Source organism: Fibrobacter sp. UWB7 (genome assembly GCF_900142945.1).
Lineage (GTDB): Bacteria > Fibrobacterota > Fibrobacteria > Fibrobacterales > Fibrobacteraceae > Fibrobacter.
In genome coordinates this window covers 887,618-911,943 of the sequence record NZ_FRCO01000002.1, presented here as the reverse complement: position 1 = coordinate 911,943, position 24,326 = coordinate 887,618, and the positions used below count along the sequence as shown (strand labels likewise).

The window sequence follows — 24,326 nt, the reverse complement described above, 5'->3', positions numbered from 1 at the left end:
GATGATTTTTTTTCGCCTTTTTTAAGTTTTTTGGGGGCGAAAATAACCCCTAAAATAACCCTAGGATTAGCCCATTTGGGCTATTTTTTTTTGTTTGATTTTTTTTTACCTTGCTCCGCCGAACATTAAAAATGGAGACAAAAATGAAAAAACTAGTGCTTCTAGCAATCGTTTTGACAGCCTTCGCCTTGGCTGAAAAAACGCATCTTATCAAAGTCACTAAGGCCGACGGTACCACCGAGCGATTCTGGGTGGAAACAGTGTCGAAAATAACGTTTGTGGCCGACAAGAACGATTCGGCTAAGACCGTTTCGATTCCTCTGTCGATTCAGAAGCTTGATGCGTCGGTTTCATGGAATCGTCAAACCTCAAGCTTGTCCGTGGTCGTTCCTGAAGCTCGTTCGTCAGTTCAGATTTTTGATGTCTTGGGTAATTGCGTTTACCGTAACGCAAGTCTCGTGAAGGGCGCAAACGAAGTTCGTCCCGGTCTTAAGGCTGGCTTCTATGCCGTGCGCGTTCAATCGGGTGTCCGTCAGACAATTCTCAACATCAACGTGAAGGAGTAAGGGAAAATTATGAAAACGATTCAAACAGTTTCCGCCCTTCTTGCTGCATCGGCAACGCTTAGCATGGCTGGTGTCCTCAATGTTTATACAGAAGATGCCAAGAAAGCCTCGACAAGTCTTAACCTCACGACTATTGATAGCTTGACTTTCTCTGGAAAAGCCGAAAAGAAAGAGATGGAATTCTCGGGAAAGGCAAAGCAGAGCGCTATCAAGCTTTCGGATATGGATCACATTGATTTCACGCTCAAGGACAAGAGCAAGGAAACGATGACTGTCGTGGTGGGTGATGGTATCTTTGCGGGTAAGCATACATTCAAGCTTTCCGAAATCAAGAACATCGAAATTGTCGAAGTGGATTCCGATGAGGACAAGGATGGCGACGGCCTTACCGACCTTAGCGAGATTTACAAATACGACACGAACCCGAATTCTGCCGATACGGATGGTGACGGCTGGAGCGACGGTGAAGAACTTGCTGACGGCATGTATTCGCCCACGAACCCGACCAAGTTCAACCCGCGTATTGCTGATGTGCCGGGACTTAGGGTAACGCTCAAAAAATCGCCCCGCATTAACCTCAATGTTTCGGTTTCGGAAGGTGTAACAGAAAGCGTTTCTGTCACGGAAGGCAAGGAAATTACCAAGACGAATTCTGTGAGCTATGAACAGACACGCAGTGCAGACCTCATGAATTCTTGGGAACTTTCAACGACTCAAGGTTGGGAACTCGGCGGGAGTGTTGCAGATGGCTTTGAAGGTAAATATACGGGAAGTGTGACTGTAGGTTATAACGGCAGCTACACAACTTCCACAGGTATGAGCTGGAGTAGCACCGAAGAAAAAAGCGTTGCTGAAAACTACGAAAAAGCCGTTTCCAATGAAAAGTCTAAAGGCCGTGAAGTGAACGGAGCGACTCTCTGCATGCAGGTGGAACTCAAAAACACATCGGATATTGCGTTTACCATTGAGGCGTTAAAACTGTCTGCCTCTACTTACGACATTAAGGATACGAGTTCCTTGAAAATCTTGGCCGAATTGACCCGAGAAGGCGAATGGAGCGATGTCACTCTCAAGCCGGCGGAATCGGTTGATGCGAATTTCTGCAACGACAATGTGAAGGTTGAACTCATTGAAAATATGATTTACAATACGAGTTCCATCGTTCTTGGAGCTTCATCGCAAAAGGTAACTTTTGATGGTGGCTCCTCCGATTTTACTGTCGCTTACACGAAGGTTGCCGCCAAGACTGCCGATATCACCATTGATTACGGTCCCGGTTCTGCAGGTAACCCGTCGGCACGTTATCAGGTTGCAACAAATTACCGCTACAATGTCGACCACAAGGGTTCCGACGATATGTATGCGCAGACGACTCTTGCAGAACTTTTGCGCAATGCCCATGTAGATTTCGAACAGGATTCTGTTGTAGGCCCTTCAAAGAAGAAGCTTTATGGGCTGGCTTCTATTGAAGGATTCAAGTTTAGCTTGGCCGATAGCGCCATGTGGTATGTCACCATCCAGCGTGCAGCAAACCTCAAAAAAGGTATCAACACGATGGATTTGTACTCGTTCGCCTGTGCCTCCTACGATATGGAAAAGATTTTCATAGGTGCGGGTGATGCCGTGCATATCTTCTACAGCAAGGACCAAGACCACGATGGTGTGCCTCTCCCGACAGAACACCTGTTTGGAACGGATGACACCAAGGTGGATACGGATGGCGATGGTATTTCGGATTACGATGAAATCTCTGGTTGGACCAAGGGGGAATCGACTGTCAAGATTTATACAAGTCCAGTCGAAGCTGATACGGATGGCGATGGTATGAATGACAAGGAAGACCCGGAACCGACCAAGCGCCCGTTGTTTACGGATGCAAGCCTTTCCTTGCTCCAGGTGTTTCCTTCGCTAGAAGTGATCTCCTCGTCGCCGGCGAAAGATTCCGTTAAGTTGGATTTGGATTCCGCGGCTCTCGCTAAAGACAGCAATTTCTCTGTTTCTATTCAAGCGCCGATTGCTTTTATCAAGGTTGTGCCAAATGCAAAAAAGGTTACTTATGTGAAGTTTATAACGGATAGTAACGAGCAATGTGTACAAGGGAATGAAGTAAATGGCAAGAAAGTTTACACATTCAACACCCCGACACTTACGGTATTGAAGCCGACAAGTGTCAAGATTGAAGTGAATTCTGAAGATGAAAAAACGGTCAAAACATACACTTTGTCGATTTCTTCGTCTTTGAAACCTCCGACCAATTTGAAACTCAAAAAAAGCGAAAATCGAGATAATATTATAGTGACCTTTGATCGTTCTAAGGATTCTCGTGTAAATGGATATGTCGTTTTGCGAGCCCTCAAAGGAACCAATATACCGGATAGTATTTTGAACAAAACAAAAATCTTACATAAAGGTACTTATCAAAATATCAACACCTATGTAGATGATGACGGCGATGGAAGCTATACCGATGATGTTGGCGGTGGTTCTCCTTATTATTCTTATCGAGTTTTCGCCTATGCCAAGGAAGGAAACGACATGGTGTTCTCTAAAGGTACAGATCTGCATTCACGTAGTGTAGGCCGAATTCAGGTAACCTATAAGATGACTGACTTTGGTGGTGAACACTATATGTATGGCCTTAAGGGGCGAGCATTTATTGAAGCAAATGTTACTCTCTATGCAGGTGATGGTACCGGTGGAAGAAAGCTTTCTCATTGGTATGGGTATGATTGGAAGGCTGGAGACAATGATAATAAGGATGCTGTGTTTTTCTTGTCTAAATCAAAAGATACAAAAGACGTCATGCCTAGTACCGCTGAGCATACTGATACCATTGGCTCTGAGGGATTATATTTGGACTTCGATGTTTTGTCTAAGTCTTGCGAAGATGCTGCTGAAAAATGTAATGCTACTACTACCGCAAAACAGTCTATCACTTGGTCGTATGCTGAGATGGCAAAAGTTCTGAAGAATGATATAAAGGGGGATGGTAAAGTCGCTCCTTACAAGGGCTCGTTTAAATACCTTATGGGTTCGAGTGGATTCGATTTTAATCCAACAACAGATATATGCACTTCAGCTTGTGGTAATGAACCTCATACGGGTTATAAGTTCAAATTCGACTATGAATGGGTGGACGACAAGGACACTTATTAATCCATCCTAATAAATTCACAAAGCTCTCCTTATGCTCTGGGGGAGCTTTTTTTTGAGGTCATAATGAACCATTTTCGTTTAATTTTGGGATTGTCTTTGGGGCTGCTTAACGGCTTCGCATTAGCGTCTGACTTGCCTTCGTCAGTTGACAATTCTGAAACTCCTTATTTTTTCCGGGGTTACGACCAAGGTGAATCGGGTGCGTGTGCATCTGTTTCCCGCATTACGATGTCGCTTGGCTATGAACGTAACGCCTATTACAGGGTTCCTGCGGATTCTTCGAACCTTTTGCCTGCGTTTTTCACATGGCAGGTCGTGGCATCCGGGCATGCGTCCGAAGCATTGCTTGCACAAAAGGTGGGCATTCCTGATGCTGCCACTTACGGAGGAATTCTCTATTCTAACACTTACGGAAAGCTCTCCGGCAATGTGGAAGAAGACTACGGCTGGATGCAGGGGTATTCGCGTTGGCATGATGCCATGCACAACAGAATCGACAGCGTGACTTTTGTTTCGCTTGCAACTCCCGAAGGTAGGGATTCGCTCAAGGGTTGGCTCTACAATCATTGGGGCGATACGACTTTTGCCGCAGGTGGAGTAGCAGCCGCCAGTTTTGATATTGATTCCTGGACGCTGGATACCGTTAAAGTCAAGGATGAATCCTGGGTTGTCGCAACATCGCTCCCGGGGGCGACAAATCATTCGATAACGATTGCGGGTTACGACGATAGCATTTGCATCGGTGAAGATTGCGGCGTGTGGATTGTGCAGAACAGCTGGGGACTTTCCTTCGGAAACGAAGGCCGATTCCTTGTGCCCTACAGCGTCTATGCGGAGAGCCGTTCTCCTGTCGTTGAAGTCTTCCATTTGCGCAAGGATTATGCCCCCAAGCGCACCGTGAAAGTCCGCATGTCGTATGGAAACCGCTCAAAGATTCGGTTATCTGTAGGTGTTTCGCAGGATACGTCTTCGGAGGTTCCATCGAAAACGGAATATCTTTACCATTTCCGCAATGACGGTTTCAAGGGCCCAATGCTAGGCAAGTGGAAAGACGGCGTGCATACGGAGGAGATGGAATTCGGTTACGACCTTACGGATATTTCGGCGGGTTTCGATTTGAGAAAACCGTTGAAGTATTTCTTTACCATTCAGCGAGATGATTACGAGGATGAAGGAACGCTCTCGTTTCTGAGCATCAAGGACTATGTCCGCGATAGCTTGGTGCAAGAGCTAGTCGTCAACGACGATACTGTAAAACTTTCGGATCAGGGGCGTTATGAATGGGCTTTTGTCATGCCTGGTAATCCGAATGCCGTTGTAGATTACGTCTTGAGTGGTAAATATACTTTCGAAAATATTCCAACTACAGATTCCAAGAGTTCTGTGCAAAACCTTCGAGACTGGAATCCTTCTACGGTTTGGAAATCTGCAAACTTGAACAAATTCCCTGTTGAATTTGCGATATCGACCGAAAAGGAAACTTTGGGGCTCATGTACCAAGGTGACGAAATGTCGGAAGGTTACTTGCGTAGCTTTACCATTTCGGGAACTACCGATGGTGAAGAATATCAAGTGCTTGCCACTGGAATGTTCAAGGAAGATGAAAACCCTCAGTATGTATTTTGGAAAAAGGGAAAATACACCCAAATCAAAATGGAAATCGATGACTTGTGGCCTTCTGAAGACAATTCAGCACATATTGCAGAACTGATGTTGGTCGTGCCGCCGGATTCCGCAACATTTGAAACTGTTGAAGTGGAAGGGCTTGTTGCAGGCGGCCTCCCGGATGCGGATTATCCGCTGTTACCTTTTGGAAGCGACAGCTCCGATTCAACGGAAGAGAATCGTTTGCCCATTGCTGATTTTGGGGAATATCGCAACGGTCAAAGCGCAAGGCTTGCACCTGCAAAAGTGCTTATTCGTAACCATGAAGTGCTTATTCTCAAGAATGGCGGATTTTTCCGCATAAACGGTGCGCGGTAAGCAAAAGCGAAAATGCAAAAAGACCACGAGTGGATCGTGGTCTTTCTGTTTATGCACTGATAGAATACTGAGTCCTTGCCTGAACGATTGATTCCAGGAAGTACCTGTGGATTCTCAGGTCGTTGTTCAGTTCCGGATGGAACGAAATGGCGAGTTGATTCTTGTACCGCACGGCGACGATTTGGTTTTGGACGGTCGCTAGAACTTGTACGTCTTTGCTTGCGCGCTGTATGAGCGGGGCTCGGATGAACGTCATCGGGATTTTTCCGATTCCTTCGAAAATTTCTTCAGTGTAGAAACTTCCGAGCTGCCTGCCGTAAGCGTTGCGTTCTACAGTAACGGGCGTTGTCGCAAAGTACGTGTGACCGTCGTTGCTCAATTTTTCGGCGAGCAATATGAGTCCTGCGCAAGTTCCAAAAGTCGGGAGTCCGCTTTCGATGCGTTCGCGTAAAGGCTCGAAAAGTCCGAGGTCGTGCAAAAGTTTTCCTTGCACGGTGCTTTCGCCGCCGGGTAAAATGAGTCCGTCGAAATCTTGTTCCAAGTCGCGCAACTGGCGGATTTCAAACGTCTCGACCCCAAGCTTTTCAAGCATCGTTCGGTGTTCTGCAAACGCTCCCTGTACGGCGAGTACGCCGATTTTGATGTGGTTGTTTGTTTTGTTTTCGCTCATTTACTTGCCTCGTTCAGCCATTAAAAGTGCAATTTCGTTTTCGTTGATGCCGACCATGGCTTCGCCCAAATCTTCGGAGAGCTTGGCGATGAGCTTTGCGTCCGTGTAGTTTGTGACGGCTTGTACGATGGCGGCGGCACGCTTGGCCGGATTGCCGGACTTGAAAATGCCCGAGCCGACGAACACGCCTTCGGCGCCGAGCTGCATCATGAGGGCGGCATCAGCCGGAGTGGCGACACCACCAGCGGCAAAGTTTACGACGGGGAGGCGCTTGTGGTCATGAACATATTTCACGAGTTCGTACGAAACTTGCAATTCCTTGGCTCGGTTGAAAAGTTCGTCTTCGCGCATGGACGAGATGCGTGCGATTTCCTGATTCATGAGGCGAATGTGACGGACTGCCTGTACGATGTCGCCGGTTCCTGGTTCGCCTTTGGTGCGGATCATGGAAGCGCCTTCTTCGATGCGGCGGAGGGCTTCGCCGAGGTCGCGGGCACCGCAGACGAACGGCACTTTGAATTCGTGCTTGTTGATGTGGAATACGTCATCGGCGGGGGAGAGTACTTCGCTTTCGTCGATGTAGTCAATTTCGATGGCTTCCAAAAGTTGTGCTTCGACGAAGTGCCCGATGCGGCATTTTGCCATCACGGGGATGGAGACGGCATCTTGAATTCCCTTGATCATCTTGGGGTCGCTCATGCGTGAGACTCCGCCTGCGGCGCGGATATCGGCGGGAATGCGTTCGAGGGCCATGACTGCGGCGGCACCGGCTGCTTCTGCTATTTTTGCCTGTTCCGGGGTAGTCACATCCATAATGACTCCGCCTTTAAGCATTTGGGCGAGATTCTTGTTGAGTTCGTAGCGATTTTCTGTAGACATTTGGGGGCTCCTTGTTTTGAGTGTCATCCTGAGCGTGGTTCGACAGGCTCACCAACCTTAAAAGATCCCTGAGCTTGCCGAAGGGCTGCGTTAATGACTCTAGTGCTGTTTTTTCTTGTTTTCGTGGCATAAATTAGACTTTTTATTGACTTTATCAAATATTCAAATTTCTATTATTTTAATAGGTTCAGTTTAATGTCAGTTTGTGGTCAGTTTTTTCAAAAGGAATGCTTGATAATGCAAGAACTTCGCATTGTAAAAACACTCGAAACGGTCCTCGCTCGCTTCACTCGCTGCGAATTGTTTCTCGCACGTTTTTACGACGCTCGTTTACGAGAATTTCAGTATTTCTTAATGAAAAAACTTGAGTTTGTTCCCGTTTTGCTAGAAGGAGTTCGCACAAATGCTTTCATATGATATCTCAAAGGCGGGGGATGATACTCTTTATCATTTCTTGTACCGTTCTATCAGGGACGATATTCTGTCGGGACGTCTGGAGGCGGATGCGAAGCTTCCGTCGAAGCGTCCGTTTGCAAATGCGCTGGGCGTGAGCGTCGTGACCGTTGAAAATGCGTACGAGCAGCTTTTAGCGGAGGGCTTCATTTACTCGCTTCCGCGCAAGGGCTTTTTCGTTGCGGCGATTCAATCAAAAAATCCGCAAATTCTCCCAAAGCCTATTCCCGCCAAGCAATCCCGTGAATCGCAACGCGTTGAAACGCCTAAGGCTCTACATTACATTGCCGATTTCGTCAATAATCAAGTAGATGCTTCGACGTTCCCGTTCTCGACGTGGGCGAAGATTACGCGAAAAGTCCTTTGTGAACAGCAAAATGAACTGCTGACTCGTTCGCCAAATTCAGGAGTCCTTGCTCTCCGAAAAGCGATTGCTAAAATGCTTCTGGATTTTCGCGGAATGCGTGTGGATCCGGAGCAGATTGTCGTCGGTGCTGGAACAGATTGCCTTTATACTTGGCTTGTGCAACTATTGGGCTTTGATAAAAAGTACGGCGTAGAAGATCCCGGCTACAGTAAAATTTCTAAAATTTACCAAAAGCTAAATGTTGTTTGCAATTTTATCCCGCTTGATGAGCATGGCGTTCGCATAGACCAGCTTGAAGAAACTTGCACGGACGTAGTCCATCTTTCGCCATCGCACCATTTCCCGACAGGGAAGGTAATGCCAGTGAGCCGTCGCTATGAACTCTTGAGCTGGGCTTCAAAATCGAGCAACCGCTACATCGTCGAAGACGAGTACGATAGCGAGTTCCGCATGGTGGGCCGCCCGATACCTGCGTTGCAGAACATTGACGTGCAAGACAAGACGATTTATATAAATTCATTTTCTAAAACGCTTGCCTCTACGGTGCGCGTGGGCTATATGGTTCTCCCGAAACCGCTTGCGAAAAAATTTCGTGAAGAGTTCTCGTTTTACACTTGTACAATTTCAAATCTCGTGCAGTATGTGCTTGCAGCGTTCATCAGTGGCGGTCATTATGAAAAGCACATTAACCGCATGCGTAATTTCTATCGCCATCGCCGTGATGCTCTGCTTGATATCATCCGTCGCAGCTCGCTTCACGACCGCGTTGAAATTGCCGAACAGGATGCCGGTCTGCACTTTATTCTAAAAGTGAAGACAACGCTTTCCGACGAAGACTTTTGCAATCGGGCTCTCGAAAAAGGCGTACGCATCGGAGCGCTTTCGGATTATTACACGATGGCAACACCATCGCAACACGAATTTGTCATCAACTATTCATCGGTACCCGAAAAACAGATGAAAAAGGCTATTTCGCTGCTTGAAAAAATTGTGGAATGAGATTTTCTTGCTTTGTCATCCCGGACTTGTTCTCTTTGACCACTTAGAACTTTGACGCTTTGCGTCAGCATCTTCGGCTCAATCATGACAGTCTGCAAGCAGCCTGTCGCGACACTCGCCTTGAATGCAACTAGCACTTATGTGGTCATGATCCGCGAATGGGGACGGGGTCGCCTTTTTCAATCCCCAAATTTCTTATATTTCCTTCAAATGTATGGGGAGGAGATGCTTATGAAAATGTTTGCTAGGTTTTTGCCGTTCTTGCTTGTGACGGCTATGTCTGTCTTTACCGCCTGCGGTGGTGATTCTGGCAGCAATGCTGATTCAGAAGAACCGGTGTCCAGCAGTGCCGTCAAAAAATCGAGCAGTAGCAAGGCGAACTCCTCGTCAAGTAAAAAAGTTTCGTCTAGTTCTGTAAAGTCTTCTTCGTCTTCGAAAACGCCCTCAAGTGCGAGCAGTGCTAAGGCTATATACGACGAAAAAAACAACACCATGAAGGACCCTCGCGACAACAAGACCTACAAGACCGTGAAAATCGGCGACCAGGTCTGGATGGCGGAAAACTTGAATTATAATTCGTGCTTTAGCTATTGCTATGGTGAAGAACCTTCATACATGCAAAATAGTAACCCTGGCTTATGCAATAAGTACGGTCGTCTTTACAAGTGGGAAGCTGCAACGGAGGCTTGCCCTGGCGGTTGGCACTTGCCCTCTAAGGATGAATTTGAAACCTTGATCCAAACAGTCGGCGGTAGCGATAATGCGGGGATAAAGCTCAAGTCTGTTGACGGCTGGAAATTTGAGAAAAAAGAAACGGTCGGAACGGATGAGTATGGTTTTTCTGCCCTCCCTGGAGGCTACAGAATGGAATATGATTTTAGTGGTTATGTCTCTCAGAATGTTAAATCGTACGATTTTATTGGTGACAAGACTGCGGCGTATTTCTGGAGTTCTACGGAAGATATTGAATCGTCGACTAGACTTGATCGCAACAGTATTCTGGTCGATCACGCGTTTAGCATGTTTTTGGATAATCGTTACGCATCGGCTGATATTGGGGGCGAGCCGATGGATAATGCATTGTCCGTCCGCTGCGTTTTGGATTCCAAAACTTCGTCTGATACAAAGTCTAGCAGCAGCAAAAAGGCGGAATCGTCGTCAAGTGCGAAGTCTTCTTCGTCTGCGAAATCGGGGAGTTCTGTGACTGTGCCCAAAGGCTGCAAAACTTCAACTAAAGATAATTGCGAGTATGGCGAGCTGGTGGATGACCGCGACGGACAAACTTACAAGACTGTGAAAATCGGTGACCAGTGGTGGATGGCCCAGAACCTGAATTACAGAAGAGAGGCTAAATACAAAAACGATTATTGCTATTGTTACAATAATTCAAAAGATAATTGCGATAAGTTTGGGCGCTTATATGTATGGGATGCAGCTGCGGACGCTTGTCCCAAGGGATGGCATCTGCCTTCCACAGCGGAATGGAAAACCTTGATTGACTCAGTGGGGGGCGAAAAAGTCGCTGGCATAACACTCAAGACGAGTGACTGGATCTCCAGTGGCGAGGCGACGGATGCTTTCGGTTTTTCCGTGCTTCCTGCAGGTTTCAGGGACTGGGTCTCAAACTATTATTGGGAGGTGGGTTATCAAGCGTTCTTTTGGACCTCTGATGAATATGAAAACAGTAGTGGATGCGTGTATTTTCAGGGTCAGTATGATAACGCGGATATCCGCTCCAGAGACGCAGACTACGGTTATTCTGTCCGTTGCGTGATGGATGTCGAGCCAAAGCCTTCGGTTACAGAGCCTACGGCGAAAGCCTGCAAAACTGAAACTAAAGATGAATGTGAATATGGCACGCTAACGGACTCCCGCGACAAACAAACTTACAAGACCGTGAAGATTGATAAGCAATGGTGGATGGCTGAAAATCTGAACTTTGATGCGGAAGGCAGTCTTTGCTTTAATAACGATCCTAGCAAGTGTGCAAAACATGGCCGCTTCTACTTTTGGTCTGCTGCTATGGATAGTGTAGGCGAGTGGAGCTCGAATGGCAAGGATTGCGGCATGGGCAATATATGTACGCCGACTTACCCTGTACGTGGGGTATGCCCTGAAGGGTGGCATTTGCCGACCAGTGAAGAATATGAAATTTTATTTGCGGCAGTCGGAGGCGAGTTGATGGGTGGCAAGGTGCTGAAATCAACAAGTGGCTGGTATGATAATGATGATGATGCAAAACCGGGAACGGATGACTACGCGTTCTCGGTTTTGCCCACCGAATCTAGATATGACACGGAAGATGATTTGTGGACATACATTTGGACATCTACAGGGCTTTATGAATCTGCTGCGACGACCATAATATTCGTATATGATAGAGATGATGTGTTAATGACCGACATGGTCAAGGACTTTGCGTATCCTGTCCGCTGCGTCAAAAATTAGCAAGCCGAGTGTCCGCGGGAAAGCTTGCTTTCCCATGACCGAGGCGAAGCGATTTGCACTACGAAGTAGTGCAAAGACTAGCAAGCCGAGTGTCGCAGAAATGCAAAAAAGGCCGCGATAGAATCGCGGTCTTTTTGATGGTGCATAGCGCGTAATTACTTGACAGATGCAGTCAGTAACTTTGTAATCGCGGCCACATATTCAGCCGGGTTCGGAAGCGGAGAACCTTCGGCGAGCAAAGCCTGACCGTAGAGGGCCTTCGGCCAATCGCCGAGATCTTCGTTTGCTTCGGCCTTCTTCTTGAGCATTTCGCAAATCGGGTGCGTCGGGTTGATTTCCAAGATTCGCTTGGACTTCGGCAAGTTCTTCTGGCCCATAGCCTTCATCATGCGTTCCATCTGGGCGCTCATCGCATCTTCGCTCGTCACGAGGCAGCAAGGGCTATCCTTGAGGCGGCTAGAAACGCGGACTTCCTTGATGTTTTCGTCCAAGACCTTCTGCAAGTTTTCGCAGAGACCCTTGAAAATGCCCTTGTTTTCTTCTTCGGCCTTCTTTTCTTCTTCGGTCTTTTCAAAGTCCACATCGCCACGGGAAATGTCGTGGAACTTCTTGTCGCCGAATTCCGTGAGGCTAGACATCATGAATTCATCGATGCCGTCGCTCATGAGCAACACTTCGTAGCCCTTGGCCTTGAAGGCTTCGAGCATCGGGTTCGACTTGATGGCGTTCTTGTCGCCCACGAGGTAGTAGATTTCCTTCTGGCCTTCCGGCATGCGCTTTACGTATTCGTCGAGGCTTACGAGAGCGTCGCCTTCAGTCTTGGTGCTTTCGAAACGGAGCAACTTCTTGAGTTCGTCAAGATGTTCCCAGTTCATGTAGAAGCCTTCCTTCAAGACCATGCCGAGTTCACGCCACCAAGCGTTGTACTTAGCGACATCCTTGTCAGCCATGTTCTGCAAGGCGTCGAGCACCTTCTTGATCACGTGCTTGCGGATGTTCGTGATAATCTTGTTGTTCTGCAAAATTTCACGGGACACGTTCAGCGGCAAGTCTTCGGAATCGACCACGCCGCGCACAAAACGGAGCCAAGGCGGCAGTAAGTCCTTGCAGTCATCCATGATAAAGACTTTCTTCACATAGAGCTTGAGACCGTGCAGAGCGTCGTTGTGCCAAATGTTGAACGGAGCCTTCGACGGAATGTAAACGAGGCTCCAGAATTCCTGGGAACCTTCAGCGTGACTGTGGCTCCAGGCGGCCGGTTCGTCAGCTTCGTGGCTGATGACGTTGTAGAAATCCTTGTACTGTTCTTCGGTGACTTCCTTTTCGCTCTGGCGCCACAAAGCAGTCTTTTCGTTCAAACGTTCTTCGGGTTTTTCTTCGAGTTCGCCCTTGTCGTTCTTCTTTGCTTCCGGGTGGAAGTAGATGCCGTAGCTCACGAAGCCGCTGTACTTCTGGACGATATCCTTGATCTTCCATTCGCTCGCGAAATCTTCGGCGTCTTCGTCGTCCTTGAGATAAAGCGTAATCTTCGTGCCGACCTTGTCGAGCGGTGCTTCAGAAATTTCGAAATCGCCCGTGCCTTCGGAAGACCACAGGTAACCCTGAGTTTCACCGGCCTTCAAGGTCAACACTTCAACCTTCTTCGCGACCATGAACACGGAGTAGAAACCCACACCGAACTGACCAATCAAATCAACACTGCTCTTGTCGGCATCCTTCAAGTTCTTGATGAAGTTCTTGGTGCCACTACGAGCAATCGTGCCCAAGCAGTTGATCAAGTCTTCCTTGTTCATGCCGATACCGTTGTCTTCGACAACGAGGCGCTTGCCTTCCTTGTTCACCGAAATATCGATGCGCAACTGAGTGCCCACCGGGAGGAGGCTGGAGTTCGAAAGCGAGAGAAAACGACGCTTGTCGAGTGCATCTGCTGCGTTAGAAACCAATTCGCGGAGGAAAATTTCCTTGTTGCTGTAAAGAGAATGAATCATCAAGTTCAGCATGTCGCGAACTTCGGTCTGGAACTCCATCTTTTCTGTTGCCATTTTAATCTCCTGTTAAATTTTTAAGCAATCCCGCAATTTTAATGTTTCAAATTGAAACTAAAGGGCGGTTTTGTTTTGTTTCCGCGCTAGTATATGCAAGAACCGTGCCAATTTGGATGAGAGACTAGAGACGAAAGACGAGAGAATGGGGCAGCGAAGGCCCGTTATTATAAAGATGATTATTATGAATAGGATAATGAGGGGGAGGCATCCCCCTCGCTTCTGCCGCCTGCGGCATACGCTACCCCTACTGCGGGTCTCAAACGCCGACCCGCAACGCCCGGCTTACTGTTTTAACAATGCTCCAAAAGAGCCTCTATAAGACTAAAATTTTTCCAAACGAAAAACGCCCGTTCACTATCTTGTGAACGGGCTCTTTGCATATAAAGTCTATTACAGCAAAATCAATCCGAGAATGCCGACTGCCCAGACGTACCAGGCGAAGTGCTGGAACTTGCCCTTTTGGACAAAGTTCATGAGCCACTTGAGGGCGATGACGCCAAAGATAAATGCGACAATCATGCCGACCAAAAGTTCCGGGGTAAAGTTACCAGCTTCGGCGCACTTGGCTGCTTTTTCTGGATTTTCCAAAGCCATCTGAGCGACTTTTTCGACGTTCTGGCACTTAAACCACTTGATGCAATCAAGGAGAGCTGCACCGCCAACGGCCGGAATGCTCATGAGGAAGCTGAATTCGCCGGCGTACTTGCGGTTCACGCCCATGAACATCATGGCGCTGATGGTCGAACCGCTACGGCTGATGCCCGGGATGCAAGCGATGCCCTGCACGGTGCCGGTCACGAGTGCGCGCCACCAGTTCATCTTGACACCTTCGTTATCCGGGTGCTTAGCGCCGGTCGGGCCCCACTGCGATGTGAAAAGCAAAAGACCGGTGAAAAGTTCTGCAACGCAGACGGCGCGCGGGTTTTCAAACAGGCTTTCGAGAGCGTCCTTGAAGCCGAGGCCGATCATTGCCGTCGGGATGCTCGCGAGAATGATGTAGCCTGCTTCGCGGAGCTGGTCGCGATCGCGACGGAGGCAACCGACGATGATATCCGTAATCTTCTTGTGGAACACCACGAAAATCGAAAGCAGCGTGCCTGCGTGGAGCATGATGTCAAAGAACATGCCCGCTTCGTTCATGTTTAAAAGTTCGTGCCCGAGCACTAAATGGCCGGAGCTGGAGATGGGGAGGAATTCGGCGAGGCCCTGCAAAAGGCCGAGAATGATAGATTCGAACATAGTAAGCTAAATGTAGTAAATTAGTTGGCGGAACTATTACTATCTTCATTGCCATGAGCAAGCGTTTTCTCCTTTGTTTTCACGATTTTAGCGTCTGGAACTACCAGAAAGTGACCCCGATTCTTGATGAACTCAAGGAATTAGTCGGTGGGCCTTTTAGCTTACTCGTGATTCCCGATACGGAGAACGCAACGCCTGAAGCCGTTGAAAATTTCCGCACAGCTCTCGCCAAGCTCAAGTCCGAAGGATTTGAACTTGCACTGCATGGCTTTAAGCACAAAGCAGAATTCAGCCAGGGCCGCAGTTATGCGGGTCTCGTGGGTATGAACCTCACGGGTGGCGAGGCTGAATTTGCGGGGCTTTCCGAGTACGAATCGAGCCGCCTTTTGCAAGCGGCTCTGGAATCCTGGAAAAAGCTATTCGCTGATGAAAACGGAAATGCTGAAGCTCCTGTTGCGTTTGTCCCGCCGACGTGGTTTAGCAACAAGTTCTTGCCGGGGCAAGTCCGTGCAGAAAAAATGTTGTACGAAGACCGCTTTTCTTTGACTACCACTGAAGGTGTCCGCTATGCATCGCCGGTGGCGAGTTTTGCGGGCATTCCAAAATCAACGGAAAAGGCTGCTTTTGTCTATGCCGAAGGAATCTTAAAAATCCCGTTCGGCGTTCCTCGTATTGCCGTCCATCCTGTAGATTTCCCGCGTCTGAACGACAAGATTCGTGACCTTATTCGATTAGCGCTTGGCAGAAAGCGCTGCCTCACGCTTTATCGCGATCTTTAAAATCCAGGAATCGTAATTTCCTTTTTGGTCTTGCGCTTAGAATCGTCGGTGATTTCGATAGAGATTGTTTCACCTGCATCGGGGAGTGCATCGCCGAGGAGGATGATTTCGCGCGGTTCTGAATCGTATTCCGCTGCAATCCACTTGTTGCCGTACTTGACCGTAATGGCGTTTCCGTCTGGAATTCCTGCATATCTAGCATAAAGCGGAATCTTGAGTGCCGATTGGTACATCCCTCCGACGAGCGTTTCTGCCCAGTAGGGGAATCCGAGCGAGAACCCGTCTTCGTCAGAAATGTTGGCGAGGTCTCTAAGTTCATTTGTTGATGCGCAACGGTTCTTGGAGCCGGTTTGCTTTTCGAAATAGAACCAACGGCGGGTTGTTTCGCCAAGCCAGTAAAGCGGTGCCGGATTGTCTTCGTTTTCAATGCAGACATTCCACTTGCCATAGAATTGCAATCCCTTCGGATGGAATTCATAGAAGTCTACGCTGTCGGTCTGGTTGCGCGTAACGGCGAGAACGCGCTGCGAAGTATCGCCAACAACCGGAATCCCCGAAATCTTCTGCGAAATTTTAACGTTGCCTACTTTAGTATACCAGTTGATGCTTGTCTTGTATTTGCCGTATGGGTAAATCGAAATGAGTTCGTTCACTCCGCGACCGGTGCCTGTGGCAGCGGCATCTGCGCTGTATTGAATGAACCTTGTTTCTGGGAACGTCTCGACGATTTTTCCAATCGGGAGCGGCTTACTGTGGTCAAAGATCTTGCAGAGGTCGTTATTGATGACTTGTTCGTCTTTGTTTAGTGCCGCAAACTTGTAACCGGATTCGCAGCGGTAAATGTCAAGCATGCTCTTGCTCAAGAACGTGTAAAGCGGGGTGTTCTGATTTTGTATGAGAACGAGTTTGCCGTTATCCTTGCAGGACTGGTGGAAATTGAATTCGCGTTTAATGATGTGTCCGCTGAAGTCTTCGATTTCGAGTCTGTATGTGGAAATGGGTCCGAGCTTTGCGTTGATGTAATGCCAGTCGCCTGCGGTGTCCGCTTCTTCAGCCCAAAGGAGCTCGTTGCGGATGTCGAGCATCTTTTTGTAGCTGAGCGTGTCCATGACTTTGCTGTAGATTTTGTCGTCGTAACGCCACAATTCAAGACGACGGATTGCCATCGGATTTTCTTTGGGTTCGCGGCTGTAATCTGCAATCTTTATTGCCATGGACAAGTTAAATTCGTTCTTGACGGGGGTTTCTGCACAACCGTTGCGGAGCGCTTCGTCAGTTGTAAGGGCGAGTTCGTTCCCTTGCCATACGGCGACTCCAAAAATTTGCGGTGCTATGGTGTCGAGGCATTTGACTCCGAGTTGACAGGGCGAAGTGATGTCGTCTTTGTTCAGGCGGACTTCGAGATGTAAATGCGGATTGCCGATTCCGGTACTTCCGGCGAATGTGAGCGTGTCACCCTTGCGGAATCTGATGTTCGGCTTGATGGAAATGTCGTTACTCTTGGTGGCGTACTGCTTTTGTTTGATCAGGTCTTCTATGGCTTGGGTGAAACTACTCTGGTGAGCGAAAACCCAGGTCTTTCCGCTATTGCCTTCGTAGAACATGACTTTGCCGTAACCAAAGGGGGAAGTCTTGATCTCTTTGATGTAGCCGTTTTCAGGGGCGTAGATGGGCCAACCTTCTTCCATTTGTGTGGAGTAGTCGATGCCAGCGTGGTAACGTGTGCCACGGTTTTCGCCGAAAGACGATGTTAGGTATGCATCACGATTGAACGGGTCGTAAGTGAACGGTTCAACGTACGATTCCGAAATCAATTCGGCTGGTGGGGCGTTTCTTTCGGAAAAGTCCGTGTTGTCGAGCTTGGCGCCTCTTTGTGTGGCGATGCAGTCTTCGTATGCAAAGGCATCCATCTTGGATGCGTCGCAGACAATGTTTGGATTTGTGCCGGCAAAGCTTAATACGCATCCGGCGGAGAGTAAGAGTGACGAAATTTTTGTAAGCCTGACCATAGTGTTGAATAAAATACAAAAATATTATTTTATAATAACGACGTTGTTGGAAAAGTAGTGCCTTTTTCCCTATAATTATCGTGGGAGTTGTTTATTTTGTAAATAGGAAAAATAAATTGTTGCAAAAAAGAAAAGACCCGCTTTTTAGCGAGTCTTTCTAGTGGAGCTAAGGAGAGTCGAACTCCTGACCTCCTGCATGCCATGCAGGCGCTCTACCAACTGAGCTATAACCCCGAGGACGCGCACAAATATAGAATGAGTTGTTGTGCGTGTCAAGGGTGCATTTTGAAAAAACTGAAATTTTTTTTCAAAATTGTTTTAAAAAAAGAGATCCCCGCTCGGAGGCGGGGATGACATCGCGTAAAGACCGGCTTTTTGTCTATTAAGCCTTTTCGATCGTGACGGATTCGATGATCACGTCATCGTACGGGCGGTCCATACGGTCGGTATCGACACCGGCGATTTTGTCGAGCACTTCGAAACCTTCATAGAGCTGGCCGAATACAGAGTAACCGTCAGCTGGGCCCGGACCGCACTGTTCGTGGTCGAGGAAGTGGACGTTGTTGCCGTGAACGATGAAGAATTGGCTGCCGATAGAGTGCGGCATGGAAGTCTTTGCCCAGCTGAGAGCGCCGCGGACGTGGGTGAGACGGCTGTCGTACTTGTCGCCGATGGTGGAACCCGGACCCTTGGCGGCGTGGCCACCGGTGCCGTTTCTACGGGTGAAGTCGCCACCCTGGATCATGAAGTCCTTGATGATGCGGTGGAACGGAGCGCCATCGTACTTGCCCTGCTTTGCAAGTTCAATGAAGTTTGTGGCACATTCGCCGACGATTTCTTCGAAAAGGCGGAGTTTCATGGTGCCGTGGTTGGTTTTCATGATGGCGATGGTTTCGCCTGCCTGCGGTTTGTCTAACTGATTAAATGCCATTTGGGGCTCCTGTAACTAGTGTTTTTTTGCCTATATATATAAAATTAAGGGGGTGTTTTACAACTAGCTAAGGCAAATAGCCCCTAAAAAAACTACATTCACCTAAAAATATGGTCAGGAAATTAAAAGACTGAAGATTAACGATTAATAACTAAGACTGTTTTATGAATGATAACTGCAAAAAAGTAAGCGAGCTTCTGACAGCGCAGACGATGGAATTTGCGCTGGACGAGATGGCGGCGAAGATTGCGAAGATGCATCCGTCCGCAGACAACATGATTGTGCTCGGCATGGCTAGCCGTGGTATTCCGCTGGCAAAAAAGCTCACCGAACGTCTTTCTCAGAAATTTGGCAAGCCTATCGAAATGGGTAGCCTCGATGCCACGTACTACCGTGACGACTTCCACTACCGCAAGAAGGTGGCGACTGAAATGCGCTTTACCGAAATGCCTGCTTCTGTGGAAGGCAAGACGGTTATCCTCGTGGATGACGTGCTTTACACGGGGCGTTCGGCCTTGGCTGCCATGCGTTCCATCTTGGACCTTGGCCGTCCTGCTGCAATCCGCCTTTGCGTGCTCGTGGACCGCGGACATCGTGAACTTCCGATTGCTCCGGATTGTGTGGGGCTTACGGTCGAAACCGCAAGGAACCAGGAAGTTCGCGTGGCGATAGAACCTATTGATAAAGAAAATTCCGTTTATCTCGTAGAAGTGGAGGCGTAAAGTGAGCGCTTTGGAAATTAAACACCTGTTTGGACTTCGTGGAGTGTCCAAGCATGATATCCGTCTGATTCTGGACCATGCAAAACAGTTCCGCGAAATTCTCGAACGCCCGGTCAAGAAGGTGCCGAGCCTCCGGGGCATGACGGTCGTGAACTTGTTCTTCGAGAACAGCACCCGTACGCGCACTAGCTTTGAACTTGCCGAAAAGCGCCTCTCTGCCGATACGGTGAACTTCGCAAGCTCCAACTCTAGCGTCAAGAAGGGCGAAACGCTCGTCGATACGCTCCGCAATATCGAAGCCATGAAGATTGATATCGTGGTTGTCCGTCACAAGGGGACGGGCGTGCCGAAGTTCCTTGCGGACAACAGCAACGCTATTATCGTGAACGCTGGCGACGGTGCCCATGAACACCCGACGCAGGCTCTCCTCGACATGCTGACGATCGAAGAAAAGCTCGGAACGCTCGAAGGCAAGAACGTGACGATCATTGGCGATATCCGCCACAGTCGTGTCGCCCGCAGTAACCTCTGGGGCATGTCCACGATGGGCGCTCACGTGACGCTTTGCGGACCTTCGACGCTTGTGCCGCGCAATACGGACCTCATGAACCACGTGACGTGGGAACCTGACGTGAAGAAGGCGGTTGCCAATGCCGACGCCATCATCGCTCTCCGCTTGCAGAAAGAACGCATGGATGACGCTCTCCTCCCGAGCATGCGCGAATACCGCAATACGTTCGGCATTACGGAAGAACTCCTTGAATGCGCTAAGGACAAGGTCATCATCATGCACCCGGGTCCAATCAACCGCGGCGTGGAACTCGATTCCGACATCGCCGATGGCGAACATTCTGTTATTCTTGATCAGGTGACCAACGGTGTCGCCGTCCGTATGGCCGTTCTCTTCCTTTTGGCTGGAGGTCGCAACAATGAAAATGCGTAAACCTTGTAAAGGTCGTCTTGTGAATGTCGTTCTGAAAAATGCAAAGTTCTGGAACGGCAAGTCTTTTGAACTTCAGAACGAAGTTCGCCTGAACGCTTGCGAAACGTCCGAAACGGTTGAATTTGACTGCAATGGCGCGCTTGTGATGCCGGCCCTCTTTGGTCTTGGCATTGACTTTATGGAACCGCTTCGCGATGACGTCTATACGTTTGCCGATGGCTTTGATGCCTTGCGCAAGGGTGGTTTCTACGGTGGCCTTTACGAAAGTGCCGCAAACCCGATTGACGATGCCGACAAGTTCACGGCGATGGTGAACCGCTTCAAGTCCGAAGAACGCGGCGAAGATGCTTTCGATATCAAGTTCCTCGGCGCTTACAGCAAGGGCTTTGGCACGGATAGTTTGGCTGAAATGGTCGAACTTGCCGAAGCTGGTGTCGCTGGCTTTGGCGACGGTAATGGCGTAATCCCGCACTCTCGATTCCTCCGCTTGGCGATGGAATACGGCAAGATGACGGGCAAGCGCTTCTTCTTCCAGCCGATGGACAAGACGCTCCGCCACAGCGGTTGCGTTCACGAAGGCGCCTATTCCGACATGCTCGGCATGAAGGGCATTCCTCGCATTGCAGAAACGATTGCCACCTATACGGTTCTTGAAACGGCTCGATTCCTCCAGGTGCCGGTACACTTCAAGCAGGTCACTTGCGGTGAAACTCTTGAACTAGTCCGTAACGCCCGCAAGAACGGTATCGATGTCACTTGCGATGTGAATTTGTACCACTTGCTCTTGGATGATTCCTGCCTCGAAACGCTCGACTCCGCATACCACATTCTCCCGCCGATTCGTTCGGCTGCAGACCGCGAAGCCTTGTGGCAGGGCGTTGTCGATGGAACCGTCAATGCGATTAGCGTGAACCACACGCCGGTGCTTCGTCAGGATACAGTTGTGAACTTCGAAGATTCTGTGCCGGGCGCACTTTCTCTGGAAGTCGCACTCCCTGCTGTTTGGAACAAACTTGTGGCAAGTGTCGGTGAAGCTCGTGCTATCGAACTCCTTTCGACTGCTCCTGCTCGTTTGGCGGGTGCAGAATCCGCCGGCGAAAGCGTGGTGGTGCTTGCTCCGGAAAAAACGCACAAGGTTCTCGAAAGCGACTTTGCCGGTCACGTCTGCAACTCTCCGCTCTTGGGCAAGGAATTGCCGTCGTCGATTCTTGCAACCTACATCAACGGTGTTTGGACGGAGCTGTAGTGAGGTCTGATGACTAGCGAGCTTCAAGAAGTCTGGAAATTTTTCCAGTCCTACATTCTTCCGGTTCTTCCGTTTGTAGCGCTTGTGCTGATTGAAATGCAGCTCATGTACAAACGTCGCGAAAATGAAGTGATGTTTGGTACAGAAGCGTTCGACGAGAAGATTAAGGCGTTTGATTTTACGCCAAAGGAAATAGAGACTCTGGATGAGTTGGTGCGTTCCTCCAAGTTCGAAAACAAGGATGCTGTGCTGAATTCTTCAGGACTCTTTGAAGCCGCTGTCTCGGAATTTTATCGCATTCGTAATGTATTTTCTGTTCCAGAAGAAACGCTCGATGCGATTGCCGGCCTCAGGCGCAAGATGGAATTTTCTGGCTCCAATCCTTTGTCCATGGTCTGTTCGACAAGGCAGTTCAATGTCGGCGATAAAGTGGACTTGGAATTGGAAAACGGACAAATTTTCAGACGAGTGCCTATTCTGGAACGTTCGGAAAAAACATGGAGCGTTCAGATTGAAGGTTCACATTCTTTAGCCAAGATGATACAAGGTTCTCATGCGCTCATCCGCTGGACTCGAATGAACGATGCCGTTTATTCTAAAAGAATGATTGTGTTTTCGGCGACTCCCGAAAAAGTTGTTTTTACCCACTGCGACCAGCTCGACAAGGAGCAGTTGCGTAAGTGGGTCCGTGAAGTTGTCGATTTCCCTGTGAAGGCGATGTTCCCGAACGGCGAGGTGCACATGGGGCGCCTTTACGACCTTTCGGCTGGCGGTATTCTTCTGGGACTGGAAGAAGACTGCAAACCGAATCAGCAGATTTCTATTTCGTTTAACTTGCCGACGTTTGGAGTTCAGAACGTGGATGTCAAGATTTTGAACAATCTTGGTCATCGGAACCCGGCTTATCCACAGTACAATTCCATCTCGGCGGTATTCACAGGTGCCTATGCCTGGACGCAAGAACGAGTCCTTCAGTACATTTTTGAGGTCACTCGTAAAACAAAGTCAAAGAAAAACGGGGGAAATAGCGAAATAACTTAGATTTATGTGTTTTTGTGATGATTTTTCGCTTGACATTCGATGTTTATGAAAGTAAAATTTACATAGTATTGTTTCCTATCGGAGTTTATTTTGGCTTTAGGGTTGATTGCTAGAATTCGTGGAGAGCGCGAAACTGTTGGCATAGATGTTGGCCACTACAGCATCAAGTACGTTAAGGTCTATCATGATGCTAACGGTAAAAGAATTGTGCGCGAAGTGGATTTGGAACCTGTACCTGCAGGCTCCATCATCAATGGTCTTATCCAAAGACGTGATTCCGACGATTTGACTACAGATAAAGGGGCGAAGAAAGAGAAGGACGGCTTCGACAAGTTGGGCGAAGCTTTCTCCAAGCTTATGCTTCGTCACCCGATTGATGAGACTGTGGATGTCGTTGCTTCCGTGAACTGCGGAGCCGGTGAAGGTGGTGTTCTTGTGGACCGCCTCTCGATCAAGGTTCCGAAGAACGGAAACGAAGAAGCCATTATCGTTCAGACCGCCCAGTCACGTCCGCCGTTTGATGACCAGGACAACGTTCTGGACTACGAGGTTGTTTCTCGTGAAGGCGACGATGTCAAGGTCAATGTGGTCGCTGCAAAAAGCTCCATGCTCGATTCCTGGGCTCAGTTCTTTACCCGCAAGGGCATTCGACTGTCAGCGCTGGATGTCGATATCTTTGGCTTGTTGAATTCATTTGTCATGACAGCTTCTGATGAAGAACGCAAGAAGACAACCGCTATCTTCAATATCGGCGATAACAAGATGAGCGTGGGCTTCATTCAGGATGGCGCATTCCACTCTGTGCGATCCATGAATGGCGGTTCGTTGAATGTTATTATAAACAAACTTTCTTCAAGTCTTGACATTACTGCCGAAAAGTGTCATGAGATGTTCGAAAAGAACGACTTGAAGGTTATCGACAATGTGGCTATATCCGTTCTTGAAGACGCCATGAAGGTTGCTTTCGAAGAACTGATGTCTCAGATTACATTTGGTATCCGCTATCATTCTTCCGCAGAAGACTCCCGTCCGCTCGAAAGAATTTTGATCGGTGGCGGTGGTGCCGCAGTTCCTGGGCTTTTGCAGTATATCGCTGAAAAGACTGGGATCGAAACGGCGACGGTCAACCCCTTCCGCTCTGTGGAATGCGACTCCAGCGTGGTCGACAAGGATGGCATGTCTATCGCCCTCTCTAACATTTACGCCCCGGCTTTGGGACTTGCAATGAGGAAGTTCTAATGGCTACGAAAAAGAATAAGGGTGCCAACAAGGCGCTTGCAATTAATATCAACCTTTTGCCGGGTGAACACCGCAAAAAGCAAAAGGACTTGACATGGCTTACCGACCGCCGTGTTGTTTGGCCGACTGTTATTTTCATTGTTTCCGTTTTTGCGGCTCTGTTTGTTTATGCCTACACGCTGGAATCTATTTCTAGCCTGGAAGCTGAACTCCAGTCTGTGCGTGCTGCCGTTGAACGCGAACGCCCGCTGCTCAAGAAGATAAGCGAACTTGAAAAGAACCAGTCCATTATCAATACAAAAATCAATGCGCTCAAGTCTATCCAGATCAGCAAAAAGCGCTGGGTGGTGCTGTTTGAAAACATATCTTCTGTATTGCCGCCTAACATGTGGCTCTTGAGTCTTTCCCAGGTCAGCGAGTTCAATCTCGAAATGAAGGGAACGACGTTTGACTTTTCCGAGGTTGCCGAATACATGGTCAAGCTCGAAAAGCAGATGAGTGTAGAGAAAGTCTCGCTTGTCTCTATCTCCACGACAAAGGTTGATGGCGACGAAGCCTACAGCTTTACACTCAAGGTCGAACTCAAGAAAGACCTTGGAGAGGAGGGGTGA

General features: G+C 48.6%; 18 protein-coding genes and 1 tRNA gene. 12 read left to right on the top strand and 7 right to left on the bottom strand.

The features are described 5' to 3' along the window. The first annotated feature begins 143 nt into the window (after nt 1–143). From BUC30_RS09360 to BUC30_RS09350, 3 genes are all read left to right on the top strand, one after another. Nucleotides 144–566 carry a T9SS type A sorting domain-containing protein gene (locus BUC30_RS09360; protein WP_073424582.1) on the top strand — a complete coding sequence of 141 codons (423 nt, stop codon included), beginning with the start codon at nt 144–146 and terminating at the stop codon, nt 564–566. 9 nt (nt 567–575) lie between these two features. Beyond that, entirely contained in the window at nt 576–3,722 is a 3,147-nt protein-coding gene (locus BUC30_RS09355; RefSeq protein ID WP_073424581.1) for a thrombospondin type 3 repeat-containing protein, read from the top strand. Nucleotides 3,723–3,785: 63 nt separating this feature from the next. Next, nucleotides 3,786–5,705, top strand: coding sequence for a C1 family peptidase (locus BUC30_RS09350; RefSeq protein WP_073424580.1), 1,920 nt, complete (start codon nt 3,786–3,788; stop codon nt 5,703–5,705). A gap of 49 nt (nt 5,706–5,754) precedes the next feature. On the opposite strand, the gene pdxT is transcribed toward BUC30_RS09350, so the two are convergent. After that, nucleotides 5,755–6,348, bottom strand: coding sequence for a pyridoxal 5'-phosphate synthase glutaminase subunit PdxT (gene pdxT / locus BUC30_RS09345; RefSeq protein ID WP_170861530.1), 594 nt, complete (start codon nt 6,346–6,348; stop codon nt 5,755–5,757). Between the two features lie 27 nt (nt 6,349–6,375). Further along, nucleotides 6,376–7,254, bottom strand: coding sequence for a pyridoxal 5'-phosphate synthase lyase subunit PdxS (pdxS, locus tag BUC30_RS09340; RefSeq protein WP_073424578.1), 879 nt, complete (start codon nt 7,252–7,254; stop codon nt 6,376–6,378). A gap of 403 nt (nt 7,255–7,657) precedes the next feature. Between pdxS and BUC30_RS09330 the strand changes: the two genes are divergently transcribed. Beyond that, nucleotides 7,658–9,073, top strand: coding sequence for a MocR-like pyridoxine biosynthesis transcription factor PdxR (locus tag BUC30_RS09330; RefSeq protein WP_073424576.1), 1,416 nt, complete (start codon nt 7,658–7,660; stop codon nt 9,071–9,073). A gap of 231 nt (nt 9,074–9,304) precedes the next feature. Then, the gene (locus BUC30_RS09325; protein WP_073424710.1) at nt 9,305–11,521 is read left to right on the top strand and encodes a fibrobacter succinogenes major paralogous domain-containing protein; all 2,217 of its coding nucleotides are present in this window, start codon (nt 9,305–9,307) and stop codon (nt 11,519–11,521) included. A gap of 155 nt (nt 11,522–11,676) precedes the next feature. Here BUC30_RS09325 and htpG read toward each other — a convergent pair whose 3' ends face one another. Continuing rightward, nucleotides 11,677–13,563, bottom strand: coding sequence for a molecular chaperone HtpG (gene htpG / locus BUC30_RS09320; RefSeq protein ID WP_073424575.1), 1,887 nt, complete (start codon nt 13,561–13,563; stop codon nt 11,677–11,679). Nucleotides 13,564–13,956: 393 nt separating this feature from the next. Next, nucleotides 13,957–14,805 (bottom strand): undecaprenyl-diphosphate phosphatase, encoded by an 849-nt coding sequence (locus BUC30_RS09315; RefSeq protein ID WP_073424574.1) that lies wholly within the window; start codon nt 14,803–14,805, stop codon nt 13,957–13,959. Between the two features lie 53 nt (nt 14,806–14,858). Here BUC30_RS09315 and BUC30_RS09310 point away from each other — a divergent pair, with 53 nt between their 5' ends. Further along, nucleotides 14,859–15,584, top strand: coding sequence for a polysaccharide deacetylase family protein (locus BUC30_RS09310; RefSeq protein WP_073424573.1), 726 nt, complete (start codon nt 14,859–14,861; stop codon nt 15,582–15,584). On the opposite strand, the gene BUC30_RS09305 is transcribed toward BUC30_RS09310, so the two are convergent. From BUC30_RS09305 to BUC30_RS09295, 3 genes are all read right to left on the bottom strand, one after another. After that, entirely contained in the window at nt 15,581–17,593 is a 2,013-nt protein-coding gene (locus BUC30_RS09305) for a M23 family metallopeptidase (protein WP_073424572.1), read from the bottom strand. The two genes, BUC30_RS09310 and BUC30_RS09305, sit on opposite strands and share 4 nt — an antisense overlap. A gap of 161 nt (nt 17,594–17,754) precedes the next feature. Then, nucleotides 17,755–17,827 (bottom strand) — tRNA-Ala (locus BUC30_RS09300). Nucleotides 17,828–17,975: 148 nt separating this feature from the next. Then, the gene (locus BUC30_RS09295) at nt 17,976–18,524 is read right to left on the bottom strand and encodes a peptidylprolyl isomerase (RefSeq protein ID WP_073424571.1); all 549 of its coding nucleotides are present in this window, start codon (nt 18,522–18,524) and stop codon (nt 17,976–17,978) included. A gap of 164 nt (nt 18,525–18,688) precedes the next feature. Between BUC30_RS09295 and pyrR the strand changes: the two genes are divergently transcribed. The 6 genes from pyrR to BUC30_RS09265 all read left to right on the top strand — a co-directional run bounded on the left by pyrR (nt 18,689) and on the right by BUC30_RS09265 (nt 24,326). Continuing rightward, a complete protein-coding gene (pyrR, locus tag BUC30_RS09290) occupies nt 18,689–19,246 on the top strand; it encodes a bifunctional pyr operon transcriptional regulator/uracil phosphoribosyltransferase PyrR (RefSeq protein WP_073424570.1) in 558 nt (185 codons plus the stop codon). Nucleotide 19,247: 1 nt separating this feature from the next. Further along, nucleotides 19,248–20,189, top strand: a complete 942-nt coding sequence (locus BUC30_RS09285; RefSeq protein WP_012820097.1) for an aspartate carbamoyltransferase catalytic subunit — start codon at nt 19,248–19,250, stop codon at nt 20,187–20,189. Beyond that, nucleotides 20,176–21,435, top strand: coding sequence for an amidohydrolase family protein (locus BUC30_RS09280; protein ID WP_073424569.1), 1,260 nt, complete (start codon nt 20,176–20,178; stop codon nt 21,433–21,435). The genes BUC30_RS09285 and BUC30_RS09280 overlap by 14 nt, the downstream gene beginning before the upstream one ends. Nucleotides 21,436–21,444: 9 nt before the next feature. Next, the gene (locus tag BUC30_RS09275; RefSeq protein WP_073424568.1) at nt 21,445–22,476 is read left to right on the top strand and encodes a PilZ domain-containing protein; all 1,032 of its coding nucleotides are present in this window, start codon (nt 21,445–21,447) and stop codon (nt 22,474–22,476) included. A gap of 90 nt (nt 22,477–22,566) precedes the next feature. Beyond that, complete coding sequence (pilM, locus tag BUC30_RS09270; protein WP_073424567.1) at nt 22,567–23,715, top strand: pilus assembly protein PilM; 1,149 nt, start codon at nt 22,567–22,569, stop codon at nt 23,713–23,715. Next, on the top strand, nt 23,715–24,326 hold the full coding sequence (locus BUC30_RS09265; RefSeq protein WP_073424566.1) for a PilN domain-containing protein: 612 nt from the start codon (nt 23,715–23,717) through the stop codon (nt 24,324–24,326). The genes pilM and BUC30_RS09265 overlap by 1 nt, the downstream gene beginning before the upstream one ends.